At 64.6% G+C, this 19,295-nt stretch carries 17 protein-coding genes; 7 read left to right on the top strand and 10 right to left on the bottom strand.

The genetic code is table 11. The annotated features are described in order from the left end of the window. Positions 1-202: 202 nt before the first annotated feature. From HTUR_RS08880 to HTUR_RS08890, 3 genes are all read right to left on the bottom strand, one after another. On the bottom strand, positions 203-1,240 hold the full coding sequence (locus tag HTUR_RS08880) for a tyrosine-type recombinase/integrase (RefSeq protein ID WP_012942984.1): 1,038 nt from the start codon (positions 1,238-1,240) through the stop codon (positions 203-205). After that, positions 1,233-1,622, bottom strand: a complete 390-nt coding sequence (locus tag HTUR_RS08885; RefSeq protein WP_012942985.1) for a DUF5805 domain-containing protein — start codon at positions 1,620-1,622, stop codon at positions 1,233-1,235. The genes HTUR_RS08880 and HTUR_RS08885 overlap by 8 nt, the downstream gene beginning before the upstream one ends. Positions 1,623-4,020: 2,398 nt before the next feature. After that, positions 4,021-4,257, bottom strand: a complete 237-nt coding sequence (locus tag HTUR_RS08890) for an HVO_2901 family zinc finger protein (RefSeq protein ID WP_012942986.1) — start codon at positions 4,255-4,257, stop codon at positions 4,021-4,023. A gap of 299 nt (positions 4,258-4,556) precedes the next feature. Between HTUR_RS08890 and HTUR_RS08895 the strand changes: the two genes are divergently transcribed. Next, a complete protein-coding gene (locus tag HTUR_RS08895; RefSeq protein ID WP_012942987.1) occupies positions 4,557-5,633 on the top strand; it encodes a hemolysin family protein in 1,077 nt (358 codons plus the stop codon). Positions 5,634-5,703: 70 nt separating this feature from the next. Here the strand turns inward: HTUR_RS08895 and HTUR_RS08900 are convergent, their stop codons facing one another. Further along, on the bottom strand, positions 5,704-7,113 hold the full coding sequence (locus HTUR_RS08900; RefSeq protein ID WP_012942988.1) for a class II fumarate hydratase: 1,410 nt from the start codon (positions 7,111-7,113) through the stop codon (positions 5,704-5,706). Between the two features lie 230 nt (positions 7,114-7,343). On the opposite strand from HTUR_RS08900, the gene HTUR_RS08905 reads away from it, so the two are divergent. The 4 genes from HTUR_RS08905 to HTUR_RS08920 are packed head-to-tail and all read left to right on the top strand — an operon-like array spanning position 7,344 to position 11,722. Then, positions 7,344-8,579, top strand: a complete 1,236-nt coding sequence (locus HTUR_RS08905; RefSeq protein WP_012942989.1) for an ABC transporter substrate-binding protein — start codon at positions 7,344-7,346, stop codon at positions 8,577-8,579. Between the two features lie 14 nt (positions 8,580-8,593). Continuing rightward, positions 8,594-9,583 (top strand): carbohydrate ABC transporter permease, encoded by a 990-nt coding sequence (locus HTUR_RS08910; protein ID WP_012942990.1) that lies wholly within the window; start codon positions 8,594-8,596, stop codon positions 9,581-9,583. Further along, the gene (locus HTUR_RS08915) at positions 9,580-10,509 is read left to right on the top strand and encodes a carbohydrate ABC transporter permease (RefSeq protein ID WP_012942991.1); all 930 of its coding nucleotides are present in this window, start codon (positions 9,580-9,582) and stop codon (positions 10,507-10,509) included. The genes HTUR_RS08910 and HTUR_RS08915 overlap by 4 nt, the downstream gene beginning before the upstream one ends. Before the next feature lie 40 nt (positions 10,510-10,549). After that, the gene (locus HTUR_RS08920; protein WP_012942992.1) at positions 10,550-11,722 is read left to right on the top strand and encodes an ABC transporter ATP-binding protein; all 1,173 of its coding nucleotides are present in this window, start codon (positions 10,550-10,552) and stop codon (positions 11,720-11,722) included. Positions 11,723-11,821: 99 nt separating this feature from the next. Here the strand turns inward: HTUR_RS08920 and HTUR_RS08925 are convergent, their stop codons facing one another. The 6 genes from HTUR_RS08925 to HTUR_RS08950 form a co-directional block, all read right to left on the bottom strand. Further along, a complete protein-coding gene (locus HTUR_RS08925; protein ID WP_012942993.1) occupies positions 11,822-12,529 on the bottom strand; it encodes a DUF4013 domain-containing protein in 708 nt (235 codons plus the stop codon). A gap of 151 nt (positions 12,530-12,680) precedes the next feature. Further along, entirely contained in the window at positions 12,681-14,324 is a 1,644-nt protein-coding gene (locus HTUR_RS08930) for a PH domain-containing protein (protein WP_012942994.1), read from the bottom strand. Continuing rightward, positions 14,314-14,775, bottom strand: coding sequence for a PH domain-containing protein (locus tag HTUR_RS08935; protein WP_012942995.1), 462 nt, complete (start codon positions 14,773-14,775; stop codon positions 14,314-14,316). Before HTUR_RS08935 ends, HTUR_RS08930 begins: the two co-directional genes overlap by 11 nt. Before the next feature lie 50 nt (positions 14,776-14,825). After that, positions 14,826-16,565: a PH domain-containing protein gene (locus HTUR_RS08940; protein ID WP_012942996.1), complete on the bottom strand. Its 1,740-nt coding sequence runs from the start codon at positions 16,563-16,565 to the stop codon at positions 14,826-14,828. Between the two features lie 5 nt (positions 16,566-16,570). Continuing rightward, a complete protein-coding gene (locus HTUR_RS08945) occupies positions 16,571-17,032 on the bottom strand; it encodes a PH domain-containing protein (protein WP_012942997.1) in 462 nt (153 codons plus the stop codon). A 96-nt stretch (positions 17,033-17,128) separates the two neighbouring features. Further along, on the bottom strand, positions 17,129-17,383 hold the full coding sequence (locus tag HTUR_RS08950; RefSeq protein ID WP_012942998.1) for a BolA family protein: 255 nt from the start codon (positions 17,381-17,383) through the stop codon (positions 17,129-17,131). 163 nt (positions 17,384-17,546) lie between these two features. Between HTUR_RS08950 and HTUR_RS08955 the strand changes: the two genes are divergently transcribed. Both HTUR_RS08955 and HTUR_RS08960 read left to right on the top strand, forming a co-directional pair. Then, entirely contained in the window at positions 17,547-18,041 is a 495-nt protein-coding gene (locus HTUR_RS08955) for a DUF7523 family protein (protein WP_081443494.1), read from the top strand. A gap of 179 nt (positions 18,042-18,220) precedes the next feature. Continuing rightward, a complete protein-coding gene (locus HTUR_RS08960) occupies positions 18,221-19,249 on the top strand; it encodes a patatin-like phospholipase family protein (protein ID WP_012943000.1) in 1,029 nt (342 codons plus the stop codon). Positions 19,250-19,295 lie beyond the last annotated feature (46 nt).

A 19,295-nucleotide genomic window follows, 5' to 3' on the forward strand; every position in this document is an offset into this window, starting at 1 on the left:
GGTCGCGATCAGTACCAATTGGATATAGCCACATACAATTTATGAGACTGGTTTCGGACGTTACGAACAACTACTCGAGTAGTGATAGTTCATCATTACCTCGAGCGGCGTGACGAAATTCGCCAGTAGCAGCCGTCAGCGGGCCAGCGACACGATAGCTAACCTCCGCCGTGAGACGGTCGAACTCAGAATATGATCCGCCTCAGGGCGTCACGGAATAGATGTGCTCGAGGTAGGTCTCCCGGACGCGGTCGCCCCAGTTGTGGGTGTAGGTGTCGATCACGTCGCTGGCGACGTCGCCCCGGAGGTACTGGACGATCCCGCGGTCGCCCGTCCGATCGCGGAGGTGGGTCGTGAAGAAGTGCCGGAAGTAGTGGGGCGTCACGTTCTCCGCGGCGCCGCCGCCGGTGCGGTACCAGCCGCGGTCTCTCGCGTACCCTTCGACCACGTGATGGACGATATCCGGCGTGAGTCGCTCGCCCCAGCTGTCGGCGGTACCGACGAACAGCGGCCCCGTCGCAGGGGCTGACGGCGCGCTCGAGGGCGTCTCCGGACGGACGGCGAGCCATCGAAGCAACGCCTCCTTCAACTCCTCGTCGATCGGGACGACGGTCTCGCGTTTCCGTTTGTTCGATGCTGTCCGCCGCTCGCCGCCGGATTCGCGTCCGTAGGTGTGCTCGGTCGCGATAAACAGCGAATCCGGGCGGCCGGCGATGTGGGCCCGCGGCTGCCAGCTCTGGGCCTCGTGGTCGATGTGGAGGTCGATCAGGTCCAGATTGCAGAGTTCGCCGGCCCTGATCCCGGTCTTCAGCAGCATCGTCACGATAGCCCGATGCAGCGGGTGACGAATCTCCCCGACGAACGACCGCATCTCGGGCAGTGTCACGTCGCGTCGAGTCGGGTTCGACTCGATCGACTCGTTCATCTCCTCTAGGACGACGGTCATCGGGTTCTCGTCGGTGTGTCCGACCCGCTCGAGGTAGCTGTAGAACCGGTTGAGATACGAGGCGTACGTCGCGACGGTGCTTTCGGAATGGGTAGCACGAAGTTCGTGCACCCAGGCCATGCAGTCCCGGTAGCTCGCCTCCGGTGGGGTCTTCTCGAATCGAGCGGCGAGGAACTCTTCGTAGTCCGAGAGGACCCGTTCGTAGGCCGCTGCGGTCCGTTCGTTCCGGCCGTGGTGCTCGATGTCCTGTAGGAAGTATTCGACCGTGTTTGGCTCCTGACGGCCCTCACTCATCGTCGGTCACCACGTAGCCGCCGTCGCGACCGCTGTAACGGATCCTGTTCTCGTCCTGTAGCCGCTGGAGTTCCGCGTCGAGGTCGGCCTCGACGTCGTCGATCAAGGCGTCGACGAGGTCGTCCCAGTCGAGAACGCCGCGACGCTGGAGCACCTCGAGAATCCGATCCGCGAAGTCGTCGCCACCGGCGGCGCCGGCGTCGGAGCCACCCTGCTCGGTCGTCCCGTCCGTCGGTATCTCGTAAGACGTGCGTCCCGCCTGCACCATCGTCCGGACGAACTCGCTTTGACTCATCTCGAGTTCCTCGGCCTGGGCTTCCCAGATCTCTTTCTGGTATCGCGGCACGTAGGTCTTGACGGCGACTCGTTCGTCGTCGGCCATACGGGGTGGCTCTCAGCGGAGCCATATCAATCTATCCCACATTCACAAATAAGGGCATTTATTTGTACTCGAGGGACCTCGTCAACGGCCATCCAATAGTATTATTTGTGCGAATGTGCCTCCAAAATCCCCCATCGTAGTCCCACTCTCGGGAATAAAGAAATGGTCCGAATGAGGTGCCGAGGAGCAGAGAGAAAGACAAGATAGAAGAGCAACATGAACGAGTGGCTCGTATCGAGAGGTTCGACGAACTGGTTCGAATCGGAGTTCGTTTGATTCAGCTCTAGACTAGAACCGGCAAAACTTGAACGGCATTCTCCTGGGTTAGACCCTTGGGGTTATGACTCGAAAACAGGGTTCCAGAATGATTTTCTTCCACTGAATAATAATTGGGTTTTTAATATGATAGCAGAGTGTGAGTGAGTAACGCGATATGTCATCATCGGATGGATGGCTACCGGATCGGTGACGGTCACGCAACTACCGCCGATCCCTGGTCGGACTCGACTCGAGGCATCGGTTGGACCGAGTGAGAAGACACGATCAGGTCTCCTTGTCACGGCGTCCCGTGTCTCCGCGAACGGGGACTGAGAGGAAACGAACGGAACTCGTGACGGGGCAGTACTACTCGAGTCCGAGAGACGGTGCTCAATTTCACTCGAGGCCACCCGTTCCGAAACAACCGAATGAGGTCGTCGGTGGTTCTCGGTCGCGACCGGTCCCCGTGATTGGAGGAGAGACTCACGTCGAACGGCGAATGGTGAGTCCCCAACTGTGCAACGTCCGCGTACCGGATAGTCCCGTTCGTGTCTCCCGCGGAATGTGGAATCGCTGGGCGGCTCCCAGAAGTCGGTATTCGGCCGCCGCCGCTGTCGCATTCGACGTGAGAATTGGATTTGATGGCTGCCTGGTGTCTCGAGAAAACGGACTCAGCGGCAGCTCAGGGTGAATGCACGGGGCGGGTGGAACCGTGAACCGTCGGCAGGGTGAGCGGCGTGAGCAGAACTGACCTGAGACGGTGGGACCACTTTACTGGGTACGGGACCATCCCGAATCACGTGACGATTGCTCGTAGATCCAACCGAATCTCGCCGGCTCACGGGCGGGTTGTGTCGGTTGATCGATAAACGGGGTCGCTGTCAATCCCGACACCAACAGGTCGCCTGATTGATCTAGACTGTTCGAGAGGAGTCAGCGTGGCTCTCCGCTCAGACCGGTATTGAAACGAGGGGTCCGTTGTCGACCCTGCCCCGCTGTCCGCTCACGAGCGCTATACGCTCGTTCGCCTGCTCTCGAGGTCGTCGTTGCCGAACTCTTCGAGCATCCGGGAGCGCGGCCGTCAATTCCGTTCTGGTTGCGCTCGGAAATCGCGGCGCGACGTTCGAGCCTAGCGGGATCGAAGAATTGGGATGGCAGCGAGTTATCTGTAGCCCGTATTCTTCGCGGCCACCAGACACCGTCCGGCGGCAGCTAGAAATTTCCGCACTGTTACTTGTGTCGTCAGCGTGATTTTCGTAGCCGCAGTTCACGTACTCGAGGCCTCATATCGTGGCTATCGGACGGCGTGAACCTGCGGTGTGAACCGCTGCACGCGTTCTCGAGATCTGCTTGCTCGACTGCGATATCGTGTTCGGTTGCCCGTGCTCAGCTATCTCGAGCCCACCAGTCGAACGCCTACTCGTCCCCCGTGACGCTAATGCGTTCACGAACAGCAACCGGCCCGTCGGACAGGGAACGGTGCTCGCGAAACTCGAGGAGCGACTGCGATCGACGAACTGAATCCTCCGACAGCAACAAACTTCGAACCCGTACGCGAATGGACGGACAACGATTCGCAGTCGATCTCGAGTCGGTCGAGCGATCGCGATCGAATTGGTGTCGCTGAAGCGGTTGTGGGATTCGATGAATGGTACTTGTGATATGGTATCTCATCCCCTAGTCTGGTCGAAGGACGACGAATAAATTCTATAGCGCTATATCGAATGTCCAGGAGACGCCTACCGAACACGGCCGGCGATACAACCCGTCTCGAGGGTAGCAACGGCTACAGCCGGTTTCGACCGTCCTCGTTGACTCGATGGAACCGCTGGATTGCACCCGCCATATCCGGGAAATTCGTCTCTCTGCTCGAGTCAGGCATCGAACTCCGGAACAGGCTCGTCGATCCATCCGACGACGAAACTCGAGGCCCGATCGGACGATCGCTGGGTCGAGTCGAGGAGCGATCCCGATCTCGAGGCCATACTACCGTCACTGACGAAATCAACGACAAAATCGAGGGGTCCGCGAGTCGACCGTCGCATGAACACACGTGACACGCCCGGTGGCGCACACGAAACACGAGTCGCAGCCGGTTTCCAGTCAGAAAACGAGAGTGGACCGAGTTCGCCGCTCGGTCTTAGTGCGTCGTCGTCGTTCGGACGTCGTTGACGCGATACAGGTCGTCCGTGAGTCCCTCACCGTCGCAGTCCTCGTTCGGACACTCGTAGTGCCATCCGTCCTGCGTGGCGTCGCCCTCCCGGAATCGCTCGCCACATACCTGACAGAGGAGCTGTCCCTTTCGACACGTATCGCGGTGAAGTTCGAGGGCGAGTTCGGTCTGGAACGACTGGTTGCAGTTGCGACAGGTGTGCATATTTCGTCAGACGCGAGCATTCGCCAAAACTGCTTGGGTTTTTTATTCCGCCAGATAGCGGCCTGATACGGCTTCGATACCCCGATTTGCCGGCAAATGATCGGGAAAAAAGACAGACCGAACGGGGTGATTACTCGGTCTCGAGTATTCCGTCGGTTGGTAGATCGACCGAACAGTGTTCCCTGTGAACGCGGCCACTGGAATGGTGTCACATCACTGGTAGTACGGTCGATAGTTCTGATTTCGCTCGGCCATAATTTCCCCGAGCGATTTGTGTGCGGAGAGTCAAAGCCGAAGTAATGAACTCGCTCGTCATCGGTGGGCGGCTGTTCGCAGGCGTCTTGCTCATTCTGGCGAACGCCTTCTTCGTCGCCATCGAGTTCGCGCTGACCCGTGCGCGACAGTTCACGGAGGAGGAGTTCGTCGACGGCAACCCCAAACTGGAGCGGGCGTGGGCGATGACCGACGACCTCGAGCTCTACCTGACGACGTGTCAGGTGGGGATTACGGCCTCGAGTATCGCCGTCGGGATCGTGGCGGAACCGGCGCTGGCGGCCATCTTCGAGCCGCTGTTCGAGAACACGGTACTGGCCACGGTCGGAAGCGGCGCGATCCTCGCGTTCCTCATCATCAACCTCGTCCACCTAACCCACGGCGAACAGACGCCGACGTATCTGGGCGTCGAACGCTCGCGGCTGGTCTGCCGGTACGGTGCCACGCCGTTGTACTGGTTCTACCGGATCATTTCGCCGGTCATCACCCTCGGCGACGGGGTCGCGAAACTGACGCTCAAGCTGTTCGGGATCGAGATGACCGGCGCGTGGCTCGAGACCGAGGAGGACGTCATCGAGTCACGAGCGGACCTCCGGAATCGGCTGGGTTCGATCCTCGAGAAGGGCGACCTCTCGGACGAGCGCCGCGAGGAGGTGATGAACGCCTTCCAGATCGGCGAACAGTCCGTCAGCGAACTGATGGTACCGCCCGAGGAAATCGTCGCACTGTCGACCGAAGACGATACCGAAGAAAACTTCCGGAAGATGGAGGAGCGACCGCAGACGCGGTATCCGTTGGTCGGCGAGGAGCTGACTGACTTCCGCGGGATCGTCTACACGCCGGTTTTCGTCAGACACCGCGAGGAGTTGGCCGAGGGCGATATCGACTTCACCGAGCTAGCGGCGCCACCGATGACGCTCTCACCCGACGCGGACGTCAGCGACGCGGTCGACCAGTTTCAGGCCGAGAATCAAGAACTGGCGCTGGTGATCGAAGACGGTGAGGTCGTCGGGCTGGTGACCGTGACCGACCTGCTCGAGGCAGTGATGGGCGATATCGAGGACCCGCTCGACGAGGGGCGAATCGATCCGATCGACCGCTGATCGTCGCGGGCGACCGGAATGAGAGGGTGCACACTCGTCAGCGAAACGGAGAACGGACAGATCAGTCGTTTCAGTCGTCCTGTCCGAGGATACCGCGCTCGGTCATCTTTCGGGGGTCGAGGACCTCGTCGGCCTCGTCTTCGTCTAAGTAGCCCTTCTCGAGGACGACCTCCCGAACCGTTTTGTCCTCCTTAAGCGCGGTCTTAGCGACCTCGCTGGCCTTGTCGTAGCCGATGTGGACGTTCAGCGAGGTGGCCATCGCCATCGACTCCTCGACGCGCTCGGCGCAGTACTCCTCGTTGGCCTCGAGTTCGGCGACGAAGCGCTCAGCGAACACCTGGCTGGCGTTCGAGATGAGCTCGGCCGACTTGAGGAAGTTGTGGGCCAAGACGGGCTTGTAGAGGTTCAGATCGATCTGGCCCTCGGCGGCGCCGGCGGAGACGGCGGCGTCGTTGCCGACGACCTGCTTGTGGACCTGGTTGACGGCCTCGGCGACGACCGGGTTGATCTTGCCGGGCATGATCGAGGAGCCGGGCTGGTTCTCGGGCTGTTCGATCTCACCGAGGCCGTTGCGCGGCCCTGAAGCGAGCAGGCGCAGGTCGTTGGCGATCTTGTTCAGCGAACCCGCGACCACGCGCAGGGCACCGTGGGCCTCGGACATCGCGTCGTGGGCGGCCTGGGCCTCGAAGTGGTTGTCGGCCTCGCGGAACTGGACGCCGGTCTCTTTCGTGATGTACTCGGCGGCGCGGCCGGGGAACTCCTCGTGGGTGTTGAGTCCCGTCCCTGTCGCGGTGCCGCCAAGCGCGAGCTCCGCGAGGTGTTCGCGTACTTTGTCTACGCGCGCGAGGCCCTTCTCGACCTGCGTGCGGTAGCCGGAGAACTCCTGGCCGAGCGTGACCGGCGTCGCGTCCTGGAGGTGCGTGCGGCCGGTCTTGACGACGTCGTCGAACTCCTCTTCTTTCTCCTCGAGTGCCTCGCGGAGAGTATCGAGGGCGGGAATGACGTCCTTCTCGACGGCCTCGAGGGAGGCGACGTGCATCGCGGTCGGGATGACGTCGTTGGAGGACTGGCCGTAGTTGACGTGGTCGTTGGGGTGGACGACGCGGTCGCCGATTTCGCTGCCCATGATCTCGGCGGCGCGGTTGGCGATGACCTCGTTGGCGTTCATATTCGAGGAGGTGCCGGAGCCGGTCTGGAAGACGTCGACCGGGAACTGGTCGTCGTGCTCGCCGGCGATGACCTCGTCGGCGGCCTCGACGATTGCCTCGGCGACGTCGTCGTCGACCAGACCGAGGTCGCGGTTGGCCTGCGCGGCGGCCTTCTTGACGACGCCGAGTCCCCGGATGAACCGACGGCTGAACGAGATCCCCGAGATGGGGAAGTTCTGAATGGCCCGCTGGGTCTGGGCGCCCCAGTAGGCATCCGCGGGGACTTGCATCTCGCCGAGACTGTCGCGTTCGACTCTGTAGTCCTCACTCATGTGCGGAGGATTGACGGGCGGGTGCGTAAAATCCACCGGTCTGATCCGGGGTGCGTCGTGACCGTATTACCGTGTGGCATCGCGGCGTTTCTGGTGGAAGCGGCACCGTTCCCCCTGTTCAGTGGATTCACTCAGAATGTAATTAATTATGGAAACTATTAAGTGGTACTCGGGCTATTAATTGTGTGTGATTCAGAGTGTCCGATGGTAACAAGATACCACGAAGGACGATGCTTAAGGGTGCAGGGATAGCAGGGACGGCGAGTCTCGCGGCTCTCGCGGGCTGTACCGGCGGTGGCGGCAGTACGCTCGAGGTCCTCCACGGATGGACCGGCGGCGACGGCGCCGAGGCCGCCGACGCGCTCTTCTCGGCGTTCGAAGAGGAGCACTCGGACGTCGACTACAACGAGAAGCCGATCGGTGGCGGTGGGAACACGACGCTCGACCAGACGGTCGCCAACCGCCTCCAGGGCGGCGACCCGCCGAGTTCGTTCGCCGGCTGGCCGGGTGCGAACTTAGAGCAGTACGAGGACGCCGTCGGCGACATCGAGTCGGAGGTCTGGGACGAGGCTGGCCTGAAGGACGCCCACGTCCAGGAAGCGGTCGAACTCTGCCGGCACAACGACGGCTTCTCGGCGGTCCCGCTCGGCTCCCACCGCCTGAACGACCTCTTTTACAACGTCGAGGTCGTCGAGAGCGCCGGCGTCGATCCGAGCTCGATCGACAGCGCCGACGCGCTGATCGACGCGCTGGACGCCGTGGAGTCGGAGACCGACGCGACGCCGTTCGCGTTCTCGCTCGCGCCGTGGTGTATCCTCCAGACGTGGGCGCAGACGATGCTCGGCGAACACGGCTACGAGGCCTACATGAACTTCATCGAGGGCAACGGCGACGAGAGCGCCGTCCGCGACACCTTCGAGAAGCTCGAGCAACTCCTCGGCTACATTAACAACGACGCAGCCTCCGTCGACTTCACCGAGGTCAATCAGGACATCATGAGCGGCGACGCCGCGTTCATCCACCAGGGCAACTGGGCCGCCGGCGCGTACATCTCGGGCGACCAGGATATCGAGTACGGCACCGACTGGGACGCGATCCGATACCCCGGGACGGAGGACTACTACACCCTCCACATCGACTCGTTCATCTACCCGAGCGACAATCCGACGCCCGACGACACCGCGACTTGGCTGCAGTTCGTCGGCTCCGAGACGGCACAGGTCGCGTTCAACCAGTACAAGGGGTCGATCCCGACGCGGACGGAGGTGTCCACCGACGAGTTCAACGCCTATCTCACGGACACGATCGAGGACTTCGATAACGCCTCGGAGAAGCCGCCAACGCTCGCACACGGACTCGCCGTGGATCCGAGCACACAGGCCGACCTCGAGGACGTCCTCAACAACAGCTTCGCGGACCCCTACGACGTCGACGGTGCGACGAGCGGGTTCATGGACGCCGTCTAATCCGTTCCATAAACATGAAACGTTTTTTAGCATTACTGCGTAGCGTCCGGCGTAAACGAGACGAGGGCGACGAGCACCGCGTCAGGACGGACGGAGGGACCGCCGAGGAGCGCTCGACGCTCCGACGCTGGCTCGACAGCGACATCGTGCAGTCGTCGCCGTTCTGGCTGCCACCGTTCCTGTTGATGGGCTTTTTCGTCTACGCCGCGATCGGCTGGAACCTCCTGCTCTCACTGACGGAGTACTCCGGATTCGGAGATCCCGATTACAGCAACCTCGGTCTGCACAACTACCGGGCGATGCTGGACGATCCGGGGATGTGGGCGGCGACGCGAAACACGTTCGTCCTCCTCATCGGATTCACGGTCGTCTGTCTGATCGTCGGCCTCCTGCTGGCGCTGCTGCTCGACCGTGAGATCCGGTTCAGCAGGTCGTTTCGGACGATCTATCTCCTCCCGTTCGCCCTCTCGTTCATCGTCACGGCCCAGTTCTGGCGATGGATGTACAACGTGAACAACGGTATCGTCAACCAATTCATCGGGCTCTTCGGCCTCGGGCCATACAACTGGCTGGGGAGTCCCCGTCTCGTGTTGGGGGCGGTGATCTTCGCGCTCGTCTGGCAGTTCAGCGGGTACACGATGATCATCTACCTCGCCGCGCTCCGGTCGATCCCGAACGACCAGTACGAGGCCGCGCGAGTCGACGGAGCGAACACGCTTCGGATGTATTGGCGCGTGATTATTCCGCAGTTACGGCCGGCGACGGTCAGCGCGTCCGTCGTGTTAGTGCTGTTCGCGCTGAAGGCCTTCGACTTCCTGTACGCGACCTTCGACGGCTACCGACCCCGTCGTGGGGCCGACATCCTGGCGACCAAGATGGTCCGCGAGTCGTTCGGTCGATCCGAGTGGGCGTACGGGTCGTCGATCGCGATCATGTTGTTCGTAGTGTCGCTGGCAGTCATCGCGCCGTACCTGTACAATCAGTATAAGCGAGGGAATCTATGAGCGAGAAAACAGTTACCACCGAACAGGCGGCGTCGACGGAACACGAGACCGGCGGGATTTCGATCGGCCACGTCGGACTGTACGCGACGCTGATCGGTCTCGTCGGGTTCTACCTGCTCCCGATCGAGTCCGGACTCGTGACGTCGATCAAAACGCCGACCGCACTCCAGGAGACCTTCCCGTTCCTGCCGCCCCTCTCCGCGAGCGGGGTTACGGTCGAGAAGTGGCAGGTCGCGTTCGAGTACCTCGCGCCCGGGATGGTCAACAGCGTGCTGTTCACTATTCCGTCGACGATCCTGTGTGCGATCCTCGGCAGCATGGCCGCCTACGGACTGACGCTCGTCAATTGGCGCGGTCAGATCGCCGTGCTGGCGCTGTTCATCGCGGGCATCTTCGTCCCGTACCAGGCGGTGATCGTCCCGCTCTTCCAGTTCTGGAGTCAGTACATGCAACTGAGTGCACGGCTCTCGTTCCTGTGGGGCCTCCCGCTGCTCGAGCGACACCACGCGACGATCCTCGAACTGATCATCACGCACACGGCATACGGGGTTCCGATCGTGACGCTGCTGTTCCGATCGCAGTACAAGACGATGTCCGGGGAGATGATCGAAGCCGCGAGACTCGATGGCGCGTCGGTCTGGCGGGTCTACCGACGGATCGTCCTGCCGCTGTCGATACCGATGTTCGCGGTCGTGTTCATCTTCCAGTTCACCCAGATCTGGAACGAGTTCCTGTTCTCGCTGACGATCATCGGGAGCGTCAACAATCCGGCCGCGTCCGCGACCCTCATCCTGTCCGGACTCGGCCAGTCGCTCGAAGGAACCGACTACCCGCTCCGAATGGCGGGCGCGTTCATCACGGCACTGCCGACGCTGCTCGTCTACGTGCTGTTCGCCGACAAGTTCGCGGAGGGGGTACAGACATGATCGACCGACGACTACTGGTACGAAACCGGAGGATCTGACGATGGCAGAAACCCAACTCGACGACGTACGAAAAGTATTCACAGAAGACGACGGCAACGAGATCGTCGCCGTCGACGACGTATCGATCGACATCGAGGACGGGGAGTTCCTCGTCCTCGTCGGCCCCTCGGGCTGTGGCAAGTCGACGACGCTGCGGATGATCGCGGGACTCGAGACGATCACGGACGGCGAGATCCGCCTCGACGACCGGGTGATCAACGACCTGCCGGCGAAAGAACGGAACATCGCGATGGTGTTCCAGTCCTACGCGCTGTACCCGCACATGACTGTGCGGGAGAACATGGCGTTCGGACTCGAGGAGTCCACCGACCTCTCGGACGACGAGATCGCCACCCGAGTCGAAGAGACCGCCGAGATGATGGGCATCGATCCCCTGCTGGACCGGAAACCCGAGGAGCTCTCGGGCGGCCAGCAACAGCGGGTCGCGCTCGGCCGCGCGATTGTCCGTGAGCCGGCCGTGTTCCTGATGGACGAGCCCCTCTCGAACCTCGACGCCAAGCTCCGCGCGCAGATGCGGACCGAGCTCCAGCAGCTCCAGGAGCAACTCGAGACGACGACGGTCTACGTCACGCACGACCAGACGGAGGCGATGACGATGGGCGACCGGATCGCCATCCTCAACGACGGCGAACTCCAGCAGGTCGGCACGCCCCTCGAGTGCTATCACGAACCCGCGAACGCGTTCGTGGCGGACTTCATCGGCGAACCGGCGATGAACTTCTTCGACGTCACGCGCCGCGACTCGGACGGCGACGGAGCCGTCCTCGTCGGCGAGACCCTCGAGTACGCCGTCTCGAACGACATCGCGACGGCGATCGGCGATCGGAACGAGCTCGTCCTCGGCGTGCGGCCGGAGGATATCGACATCGAACACAGCGAGGGTGAGCCCCGGCGCGCGGACGGCCACACCGTCCCCGCGACGGTCACCGTCGTCGAACCGACCGGCGACGAGAACATCGTCTACCTCGATCTCGGCGAGGATCGAAGCGAGACGGCCATCGTGACGATCGACGGGATGAGCCGGATCGAGGCCGGCGACCGCGTGGTCGCGCACATTCCCGAGGACGCGATTCACGTCTTCGACGGGAAAACCAACGAGGCGCTCCACAACCGCCGCGTCGAGAGCAGCGAGCCTCGAGCGCCGAACATCTGATCGACGACGACCGACCCACCGGTTCTCGAGACTGGTGACAGCGGCTCCTTCTCTCGAGGCGGTTCGACGTTCGATCGGCCGTTCCTATCCGATCCGATTCTATCTCGGCCGGCCGCCCGACACTCGAGCGTAGCCGACGCCGACGGCGCGGGCGCCTGCGACGACGGCGTAGGCGGCGGCCCCCGCGGCGAGCAACCCCACCACGTCGCCGCGACGGACGGCCGTGACGACGAGCCACGCCGCGAACACGACGAACGAAAACCCGACGGTCCACCGCAGGAAGTACGTCGGATCGGTCAACGCGGGCAGTACCGTCTCGCTTTCGACGGCCGCACGCAGCCGGCCGGTCGAGACGCTCGCCGCCACGGCGGCCGGATACGCGTACGCACACGCGGCGAAGAAGAAGATCGCGATCGTCGAGGAGACGAGCGAGAACAGTCCCAGTCCGGCGCCGTTCTCGCTCGCGAGCGCTTCCGGCGTCTCGATCAGCGACCGCGTCAGCAGGGCGATCGCCGGGACGAGGACGACGACCGACAGGGCGAGCGCCTCGAGACCGGGGCGGACGACCGCCCGCACAGACGGCAACGGGCGTCGGTCGTCGGAGCCAAGGATGACGGCCGTCGTTCCGAAGAGGACGACGGCGCCGAGGAGCGCGACGGCCGCGGGGACGAGCGCGACGATCGACGGCGCGACCGCGACCGCGTACCGCACCCCGACCGCGAGCGCGACGACGCTGACACCGCACCTGAGCAGCGCCGCTCGTCCGAGCTCGTCGCTGACCGGGTACCGAAGCGCATCGCGAATCATGTCCGTCCCCGATGGCGCTCCTCGGTCGGTCGATCGGTGCGATCTGAAGCCATACTCGGCGAGTCGAACGGTCGGGGCAAAAACGTCGTGGTCCCTCGCGGCACCGCGGCGGCGCCGGACGCCGGCTCGGGTTCGGTGTCGGCGCGGCGGCTCACGGTCGGTCGCCGGGATCCACCGGGAGCCCGACGTCGTCTCCGGCCCGCTCTCGCAAGGCCGTCTGCAGTCGCTCGCCGCAGGTTTCGTGGAGCGTCCGCGCCGTCTCGAGATCGATATCGTCGACCGTCGGTTCCGACCAGGAGAACGTCTGGGAACTGGCCGTATCGACGACCAGCGACGCGAGGCCGAGGCGACGCTGGAAGACCGATCGCCGCGTCGAGACCGTCTGGACGCGGTAGTAGGGGATCACGGTCGTCCGGCGCCGCCAGAATCCGCGCCGAATCACGATGTGATCGTCGTCGACGTGGTAGCCGATGTTGACGTATTTGAGGTGTGCCGCGGGCGGTACCGCCGCGACGACGACCGCGGCGAGATACCAGCGCTCGAGGCCCGTCACTCGACTGGCCCCGAAGGCGAGGGCGACGACGCCGACGGCCAGCAGCGAATAGCGCACGAGGTACCGACGCCGGGCCAGCGGCGACGCGCCGCGAAAGTCGGGGCGGTCGGCGCCGGTCAGCGCCGTCGCGAAGCGATAAATCCGGGAGCGGGCGGCCATCGGAACGGCCGACTGATTTCCGCTGGTGCTCTCGGGCCCGTAGCCGGCGGTCTCGATCCAGAGACCAGCGTAGCCGACCAGCCGCTGGAGCGGGTTGTCGGTGATCGTCACCGACTGGATCTTGTCGGTCGGGATCGACCCGCTGTAGCGCTGGAGCAGGCCGCGTTCGTAGAGCAGGTCGTTCCCCTGCCGGCCGAGTCGGAACCCGTAGTAGTTCACGATCGTGTAGAGCGCGCTGGCGACGTACGTGGCGACGAACCACTGCAGCGCGGCGACCGCAGCCAGGACGAGGAGCGCGTCGACCGTGGCGCCGTCGATCGATCCGGGGCCGCCGACCGCCCGGGCGGTCTCGAAGACGAAGTCCGGAACGAAGCCCGCGCCCGAATCGGCGTCGGTCAACAGGGTCACCAGCAGAATCGGGAAGACCGCGGCGCCCCACCGGAACGCCGTCGCGGCGTAGACCAGCAGTTCGCCGACCTCGAGTTCGAACAGGAGCGTCGTCGACCGGTCGCCTCGAGCGGCGCCACTATCGCTTCGGGGCGCTGCGACGTCTGCGTTCGCAGTCTCAGAGGCCGAATCGGTCGCCGCGGCTCCCTCGGCCGCGCCGCTCGCGTCGTCGACCGCGGCCGTCCGCCGGCGGATTTCGGAGCGGATGCGGTCGGCCTCGTCGTCGCTCACGAATCGCAACGTCGCCTCGGTGCTGCCGCCGCCGGCGGTCTCGACGGAGACGACGGCGAGGCCGAGCAGGCGCTGGACGATCCCCTGCGAGACGTCGACGTTCTGGACGCGGCGGTAGGGGATCTCGCGGGCGCGCTGGGAGAACACGCCCGACGTGACGTCGAACGTGTCGGCGGTGAGCGCGTACGTAAAGCGATAGTAGTACGCGAGGCCGTAGCCGGCACCGACGACGAAGCCGAGCGGAACGGCGACGAACATGAGGTCGACGGCGAAGTCGACATCGACGCCGAGGACCGTCGGGACGATTCCCGTGAGAAACACGGGGATCGAGAGTCCCGTGACGCCTCGCTGGAGGGCCATCATCGCCCCGCTGAGCGGGTGGAGACGGTTCGTCTCAGACGCCATCGTCGGCCTCGCTTTCGACGGCCAGTTTCCGAAGCGTGTCCTGCAGGTCTCGGGCCCGATCGGGGGTCAGTCCCGGAATGCGGACGTCCGCGTTCCGGGAGCCCGCCGTGTAGACGACCACGCTCGAGAGCCCGAGGGCGCGCTCGATCGGCCCGAACTGCGTGTCGACGTGCTGGACGCGAACGAATGGCACCGAGGTCTCGACGAAGGTGAGGACCCCCCGTTCCAGGTAGAGCGCGTCGGACTGGACGTCGTACTGCCAGACTCGATAGAGCCGGACGGCGTAGGCGATCCCGAGGCCGAGACCGAGGAGCACGACGGCGCCGATAGCGACGAGCGGAACGTCGGTTATCCACCGGTCCGCGGCGGCGAGCGCGACGCCGAGGGCGATCGCCCCGATCGCTCCCTTCGCGATCCAGAACAGTCTGATGCGGGGATGGAGGGCTTCCATACGAGAAAAATGTTATCGTGGTTAGATAAATTCTCGGGAATCGACGCGAGTCAGGTGAAGTCAACGGTGAGTCCGGGACCGCCGTCGTCGGCCCGAGCGCGCTCGCGAAGGGCCGTCTGCAGGCGTTTTCGACCGGTGCCGTGGACGTCTCGCGCGTCCTCGAGATTGACGTCGTAGATCGTCGGCGACGCCCGGGAGAAACTGCGCGAGCTCGCGGTGTCGACGACCAGCGACGCGAGTCCGAGGCGACGCTGGAAGATCGATCGCCGGGTCGAGACCGTCTGGATGCGGTAGTAGGGGATCACGGTCGTCCGTTGCTTCCAGAACCCGCGGCGGACGACGAGGTGATCCTCGCCGACGTAGTAGCCCAGGTGGACGTACTTCAGGTAGGCCGCGGGCGGGACTGCGACGAAGACGACGGCGGCGACGTACCAGCGTTCGAGGACCGTTACCCGCGTGACGGCGAACGCGGCCGCGACGACGACCGTTGCGACGATGGCGTACCGGACGAGATACCGTCGGAGCGCCGTCGTCGGTGGGCTCCGAAAGCGCGGCGATTCGACGCCGGTAAGCGTCTCGGTGAATCGGTGGACGCGACCCCGTTCCGCCAGGGGCACGGCGGACTGGCTGCCACCGCTGTCGCTGTCGGGGCCGTAGCCGGCCGTCTCGACCCACAGCCCGGCGTAGCCGAGCAGCCGTTGGAGGGGGTTGGCACTCACCGTCACCGACTGGACCTTCTCGACGGGAATCGACCCGCTGTAGCGCTGGAGCAGCCCGCGCTCGTAGACGAAGTCTCCGCCGGCCCGACCGAGCCGGAAGTCGTAGTAGGCGGCGAACGTGTAGACGACGCTCAGCACGTACGCGGTCACGACGCCGTTGACGACCGACACGACCGTGAGGATGCCGTAACTGGTCGGCGATCCCTCGCCCAGATTCGCGGGACCGCCGAACGGCCGCGCGGCGCTCACGAGCAGGCTGATAGCGAGGTCGGTCGCGAAGAAGAACAGCCCCAGGAGGGCCGCGGCGGCGGCGGGACGGAACGACGTAAACGAGTAGAGCAGGAGTTCCCGCGCCTCGAGTGCGAACAGGTGCTGTCGACGCGGTCCCCGCGAGTCGGGTCCGGCGACGCGATCGCGACTGTCCGAGACCGGTCCCGAGTCGCTCGTTGTCGTACCGTCCGTCGAGTCGGGTTCCGCCGCTGATTCCCCGGCGTCGGGTACCGGTTCGTCAAGGTCGGTCGTGGCGTTCGTCCGCTCGGTCTCGGTGTCGCTCGAGGCCTCGTCGATCGTCCGTTCGTCGGTCGTCGCCGACGCGTCGCGCCGCCCGCGCTCGTGCCGGCGATCCCTCACATCGGCTGTCCGCGTTCGGATCTGGTGTTGCAGTCGGGTGGCTTCCGATTCGCTGACGAAGTTCAGCGCCGCCTCGGTGCTGCCGCCGCCGGCGGTCTCGATCGAGACGACGGCGAGGCCCAGCAGTCGCTGGACCACTCCCTGCCGGACGTCGACGTTCTGGATGCGTTCGTACGGGATTTCGCGCGATCGGCGAGCGAACACGCCCGACGAGACGTCGAACGTGTCCGGAGTGATGCCGTACTCGAACCGGTAGAAGTAGGCGATCCCGTAGGCCGCGCCGGCGACGAGTCCCACCGGTGCGGCGATCGGAACCCAGGCCGAATCGATGGGACCGAAGATCCCGCCGAGGACGAGCGTGAGGATCGTCGCGGCCGACAGCCAGAGGAACCCGTACTGGAGGGCGTAGGCGGCCGCGCTGAGTGGGTGCAGACGGTTCATCGCGATCAGACGGCGTCGGTGGCGTCGCTCTCGGTGGCCAGTTGACGGAGCGTGTCCTGAATCTTCTCGGCTCGATCCGGCGTCAACCCGGGGATGCGGACGTCAGCGTTCCGCGAGCCCGCCGTGTAGACGATCACGCTCGAGAGGCCGAAGACGCGTTCGACCGGGCCGAACTGCGTGTCGACGTGCTGGACGCGGACGAACGGGACCGCGGTTTCGACGAACGTGACCACGCCCCGCTCTAAATAGAGCGCGTCCGATTCGATCTCGAACCGCCAGACGCCGTAGCGCCGGACGGCGTAGGCGACGCCGAGGACGAAACCGAACGCGACGACGCCGCCGAGGGCGGCCGTCGGAACGTCGACGAGCCACCGGTCGACGGCCGCGAGTCCGACGCCGAGAGCGATCGCCGCGAGCGCCCCCTGTGTGATCCAGAGCAGTCGGACGCGGGGGTGAAGCGATTCCATACGGGTATCTTTCAGGAATGGCGGATAAAACTGGGGTTCGGCCGTTCGGCGTCGCGGCCGACGGTCAGGGGATCGCCAGCCATGGCAACCCGTCGGTTAGCCCTCGTACTCCTCGTATTCCTCGGGCGTGTAGGTCGACAGCTCGAGGGCGTGGATGTCGGTCGTCATGTGGCCATCGAGGGCGTCGTAGACCTGCTGGTGTTGCTGGACCAGCGGCAGCCCCTCGAACGCGGGCGAGACGACCGTCGCCGCGAGGTGGTCGTCGTCGTGTTCGTCTCGCGCGTGCGTGACCTCCGCCTCAGCGTCCTCGAGGTTCGATTCGATGAGTTCCTCGACGTCTGCCAGTTGCATGGTCGAAACGACGGGCGCTCGAGGCAAAAACACGGCGGTCCCGATACGTCCGAGCGAGCGTCCCGACGACCGAGTAGTCCGGGAGCGAGCGAGCCGACGATCGGACGACCCGCGATCGGCGAACGGCGTCGTATTTATTGTGTCGGCCGCCCCGATGGGCGGTATGTCACTGGCCGCCGAGACCCGACGCACGGCCGAGGAGCATCCGTTTCTCGTGACGGCGCTGCGCGCGGGAATCGTCAACTACACCGCTGCCGCTCGGTTCCTCGAGGTGGACGGCGAGACCGACGCGATCGCGACGGCGCTGCGCCGCTACGCCGAGGAGTTGTCGGCTTACGAAACGGACTCACGCGACGTTCGCGTGCGCATGGAAAGCGGAATCGGGTCCGTCGTCGGCGACGCAGAGGCGGAGGCGCTGCTCACCGTCGGCGGAGCGGCCTTCGGTCCCGAGGGCGGCGATCATACGGCGATCATCGCGGCCGGGGCCGTCGACGCGGCCGCGCTCGCCGCAGTCCTCCAGCGGTTGTCGCTCGAGGAGATCGCACCGATCGCGGCCGGCGTCGGCGAAGGGACGTTGCTGGTCGTCGTCGATCGGCTAGCGGGAGCGAACGCGTTGCGGGCCGTCGAGGACGCGCTCGCGGCCGTGCCGACCGAATAGCTGCTCGCGTTGCCGTACATATATTTACAGGAGGACGTTGGCTATCGTGGTTGCTGGATGACTTCTCGCACCACGGCGACGCGCACGAACCGAGTACCGACCCGATCACTGGTTCGACGGGCCGAGCGAAACGGCGGCGCGGGGGCCCTCACTCGACGACCAGGCGGGTGTGATGGCGGATGAGCGACGAAAACGCCGACGCGAGTCGGCCGGACGCGACGCCCGAATCGACGGCGGACTCGAACGGGCCGCGACGGATCGCGATCGCCTGTCAGGGCGGCGGGAGCCACACCGCATTCGGGGCAGGTGTGCTCCGCGAGCTCCTCGCGAACTGGACGGCGGGCGAGGAACGGTTCGAACTGGTCGGTATCAGCGGCACCTCCGGCGGTGCCGTCAACGCGCTGGGCGTCTGGTACGGGCTGCTCACCGGCGGCCCGTCGACGGCGGTCGAGATCCTCGACGGGATCTGGAGCGATCTCGCGGCGAGCGACGCGTTCGATCGACTCCTCAACGACTGGGTCCGGATCTATACCCGTCTCGACAGTATGGGCGTCGGGCTGCCGAGCGTGAGTCCGTACCGCCTCCCCTACGACGACGCGGCACAGCGACGACTGGCCGAGATCCTCGAGCGGTACGTCGACTTCGACGCGATTCCCGAACTCAGCGGCGCCAAGCGAACGGAGCTCGTCGTCGGCGCCGTCAACCTCGAGCGCGGCGACTTCGAGACGTTCACCAATGAGGACGTCACCGCGTCCGCGGTGCTCGCTTCTGCGGCGCTGCCGACGTTTTTCGAAGCCGTCGAGATCGACGGACAGCACTACTGGGACGGGCTCTTCTCACAGAATCCGCCGGTGCACGACCTGATGTCGGTCCCCGGCGATCGGACACCCGACGAGCTCTGGGTCGTCCAGATCAACCCCCAGCGACGGTCGGAGACGCCGACGACGCTCACGGAGATCGCCGACCGGCGCAACGAACTCGGCGGAAACATCTCGCTGAATCAGGAGCTTCGGTTCATCGAACGGATCAACGAGTGGATCGAGGCGGGCCACTTCGACCATCCCGACTACACGGTGACGACGATCCACCGGATCGAACTCACGGGGTATCACCACGCGACCAAACTCGATCGCGATCCCGATTTCCTCGAGGAACTGATGTCGCGGGGAGAGCGGCAGGCCGCGGCGTTCCTCGCCGATCGGACCTAAGCTCGCCACCGTCGATCGCCGACGCGTGCGCCCGGGGTTTCGGCCG

It is taken from the genome of Haloterrigena turkmenica DSM 5511, from assembly GCF_000025325.1.
GTDB classification, from domain to species: domain Archaea; phylum Halobacteriota; class Halobacteria; order Halobacteriales; family Natrialbaceae; genus Haloterrigena; species Haloterrigena turkmenica.

Excerpts from the sequence above, each read along its gene's own strand:
- HTUR_RS08880 (WP_012942984.1), bottom strand. The coding sequence starts at position 1,240 with ATGAGTGAGGGCCGTCAGGAGCCAAACACGGTCGAATACTTCCTACAG.
- HTUR_RS08885 (WP_012942985.1), bottom strand. The coding sequence starts at position 1,622 with ATGGCCGACGACGAACGAGTCGCCGTCAAGACCTACGTGCCGCGATAC.
- HTUR_RS08890 (WP_012942986.1), bottom strand. The coding sequence starts at position 4,257 with ATGCACACCTGTCGCAACTGCAACCAGTCGTTCCAGACCGAACTCGCC.
- HTUR_RS08895 (WP_012942987.1), top strand. The coding sequence starts at position 4,557 with ATGAACTCGCTCGTCATCGGTGGGCGGCTGTTCGCAGGCGTCTTGCTC.
- HTUR_RS08900 (WP_012942988.1), bottom strand. The coding sequence starts at position 7,113 with ATGAGTGAGGACTACAGAGTCGAACGCGACAGTCTCGGCGAGATGCAA.
- HTUR_RS08905 (WP_012942989.1), top strand. The coding sequence starts at position 7,344 with ATGCTTAAGGGTGCAGGGATAGCAGGGACGGCGAGTCTCGCGGCTCTC.
- HTUR_RS08910 (WP_012942990.1), top strand. The coding sequence starts at position 8,594 with ATGAAACGTTTTTTAGCATTACTGCGTAGCGTCCGGCGTAAACGAGAC.
- HTUR_RS08915 (WP_012942991.1), top strand. The coding sequence starts at position 9,580 with ATGAGCGAGAAAACAGTTACCACCGAACAGGCGGCGTCGACGGAACAC.
- HTUR_RS08920 (WP_012942992.1), top strand. The coding sequence starts at position 10,550 with ATGGCAGAAACCCAACTCGACGACGTACGAAAAGTATTCACAGAAGAC.
- HTUR_RS08925 (WP_012942993.1), bottom strand. The coding sequence starts at position 12,529 with ATGATTCGCGATGCGCTTCGGTACCCGGTCAGCGACGAGCTCGGACGA.
- HTUR_RS08930 (WP_012942994.1), bottom strand. The coding sequence starts at position 14,324 with ATGGCGTCTGAGACGAACCGTCTCCACCCGCTCAGCGGGGCGATGATG.
- HTUR_RS08935 (WP_012942995.1), bottom strand. The coding sequence starts at position 14,775 with ATGGAAGCCCTCCATCCCCGCATCAGACTGTTCTGGATCGCGAAGGGA.
- HTUR_RS08940 (WP_012942996.1), bottom strand. The coding sequence starts at position 16,565 with ATGAACCGTCTGCACCCACTCAGCGCGGCCGCCTACGCCCTCCAGTAC.
- HTUR_RS08945 (WP_012942997.1), bottom strand. The coding sequence starts at position 17,032 with ATGGAATCGCTTCACCCCCGCGTCCGACTGCTCTGGATCACACAGGGG.
- HTUR_RS08950 (WP_012942998.1), bottom strand. The coding sequence starts at position 17,383 with ATGCAACTGGCAGACGTCGAGGAACTCATCGAATCGAACCTCGAGGAC.
- HTUR_RS08955 (WP_081443494.1), top strand. The coding sequence starts at position 17,547 with ATGTCACTGGCCGCCGAGACCCGACGCACGGCCGAGGAGCATCCGTTT.
- HTUR_RS08960 (WP_012943000.1), top strand. The coding sequence starts at position 18,221 with ATGAGCGACGAAAACGCCGACGCGAGTCGGCCGGACGCGACGCCCGAA.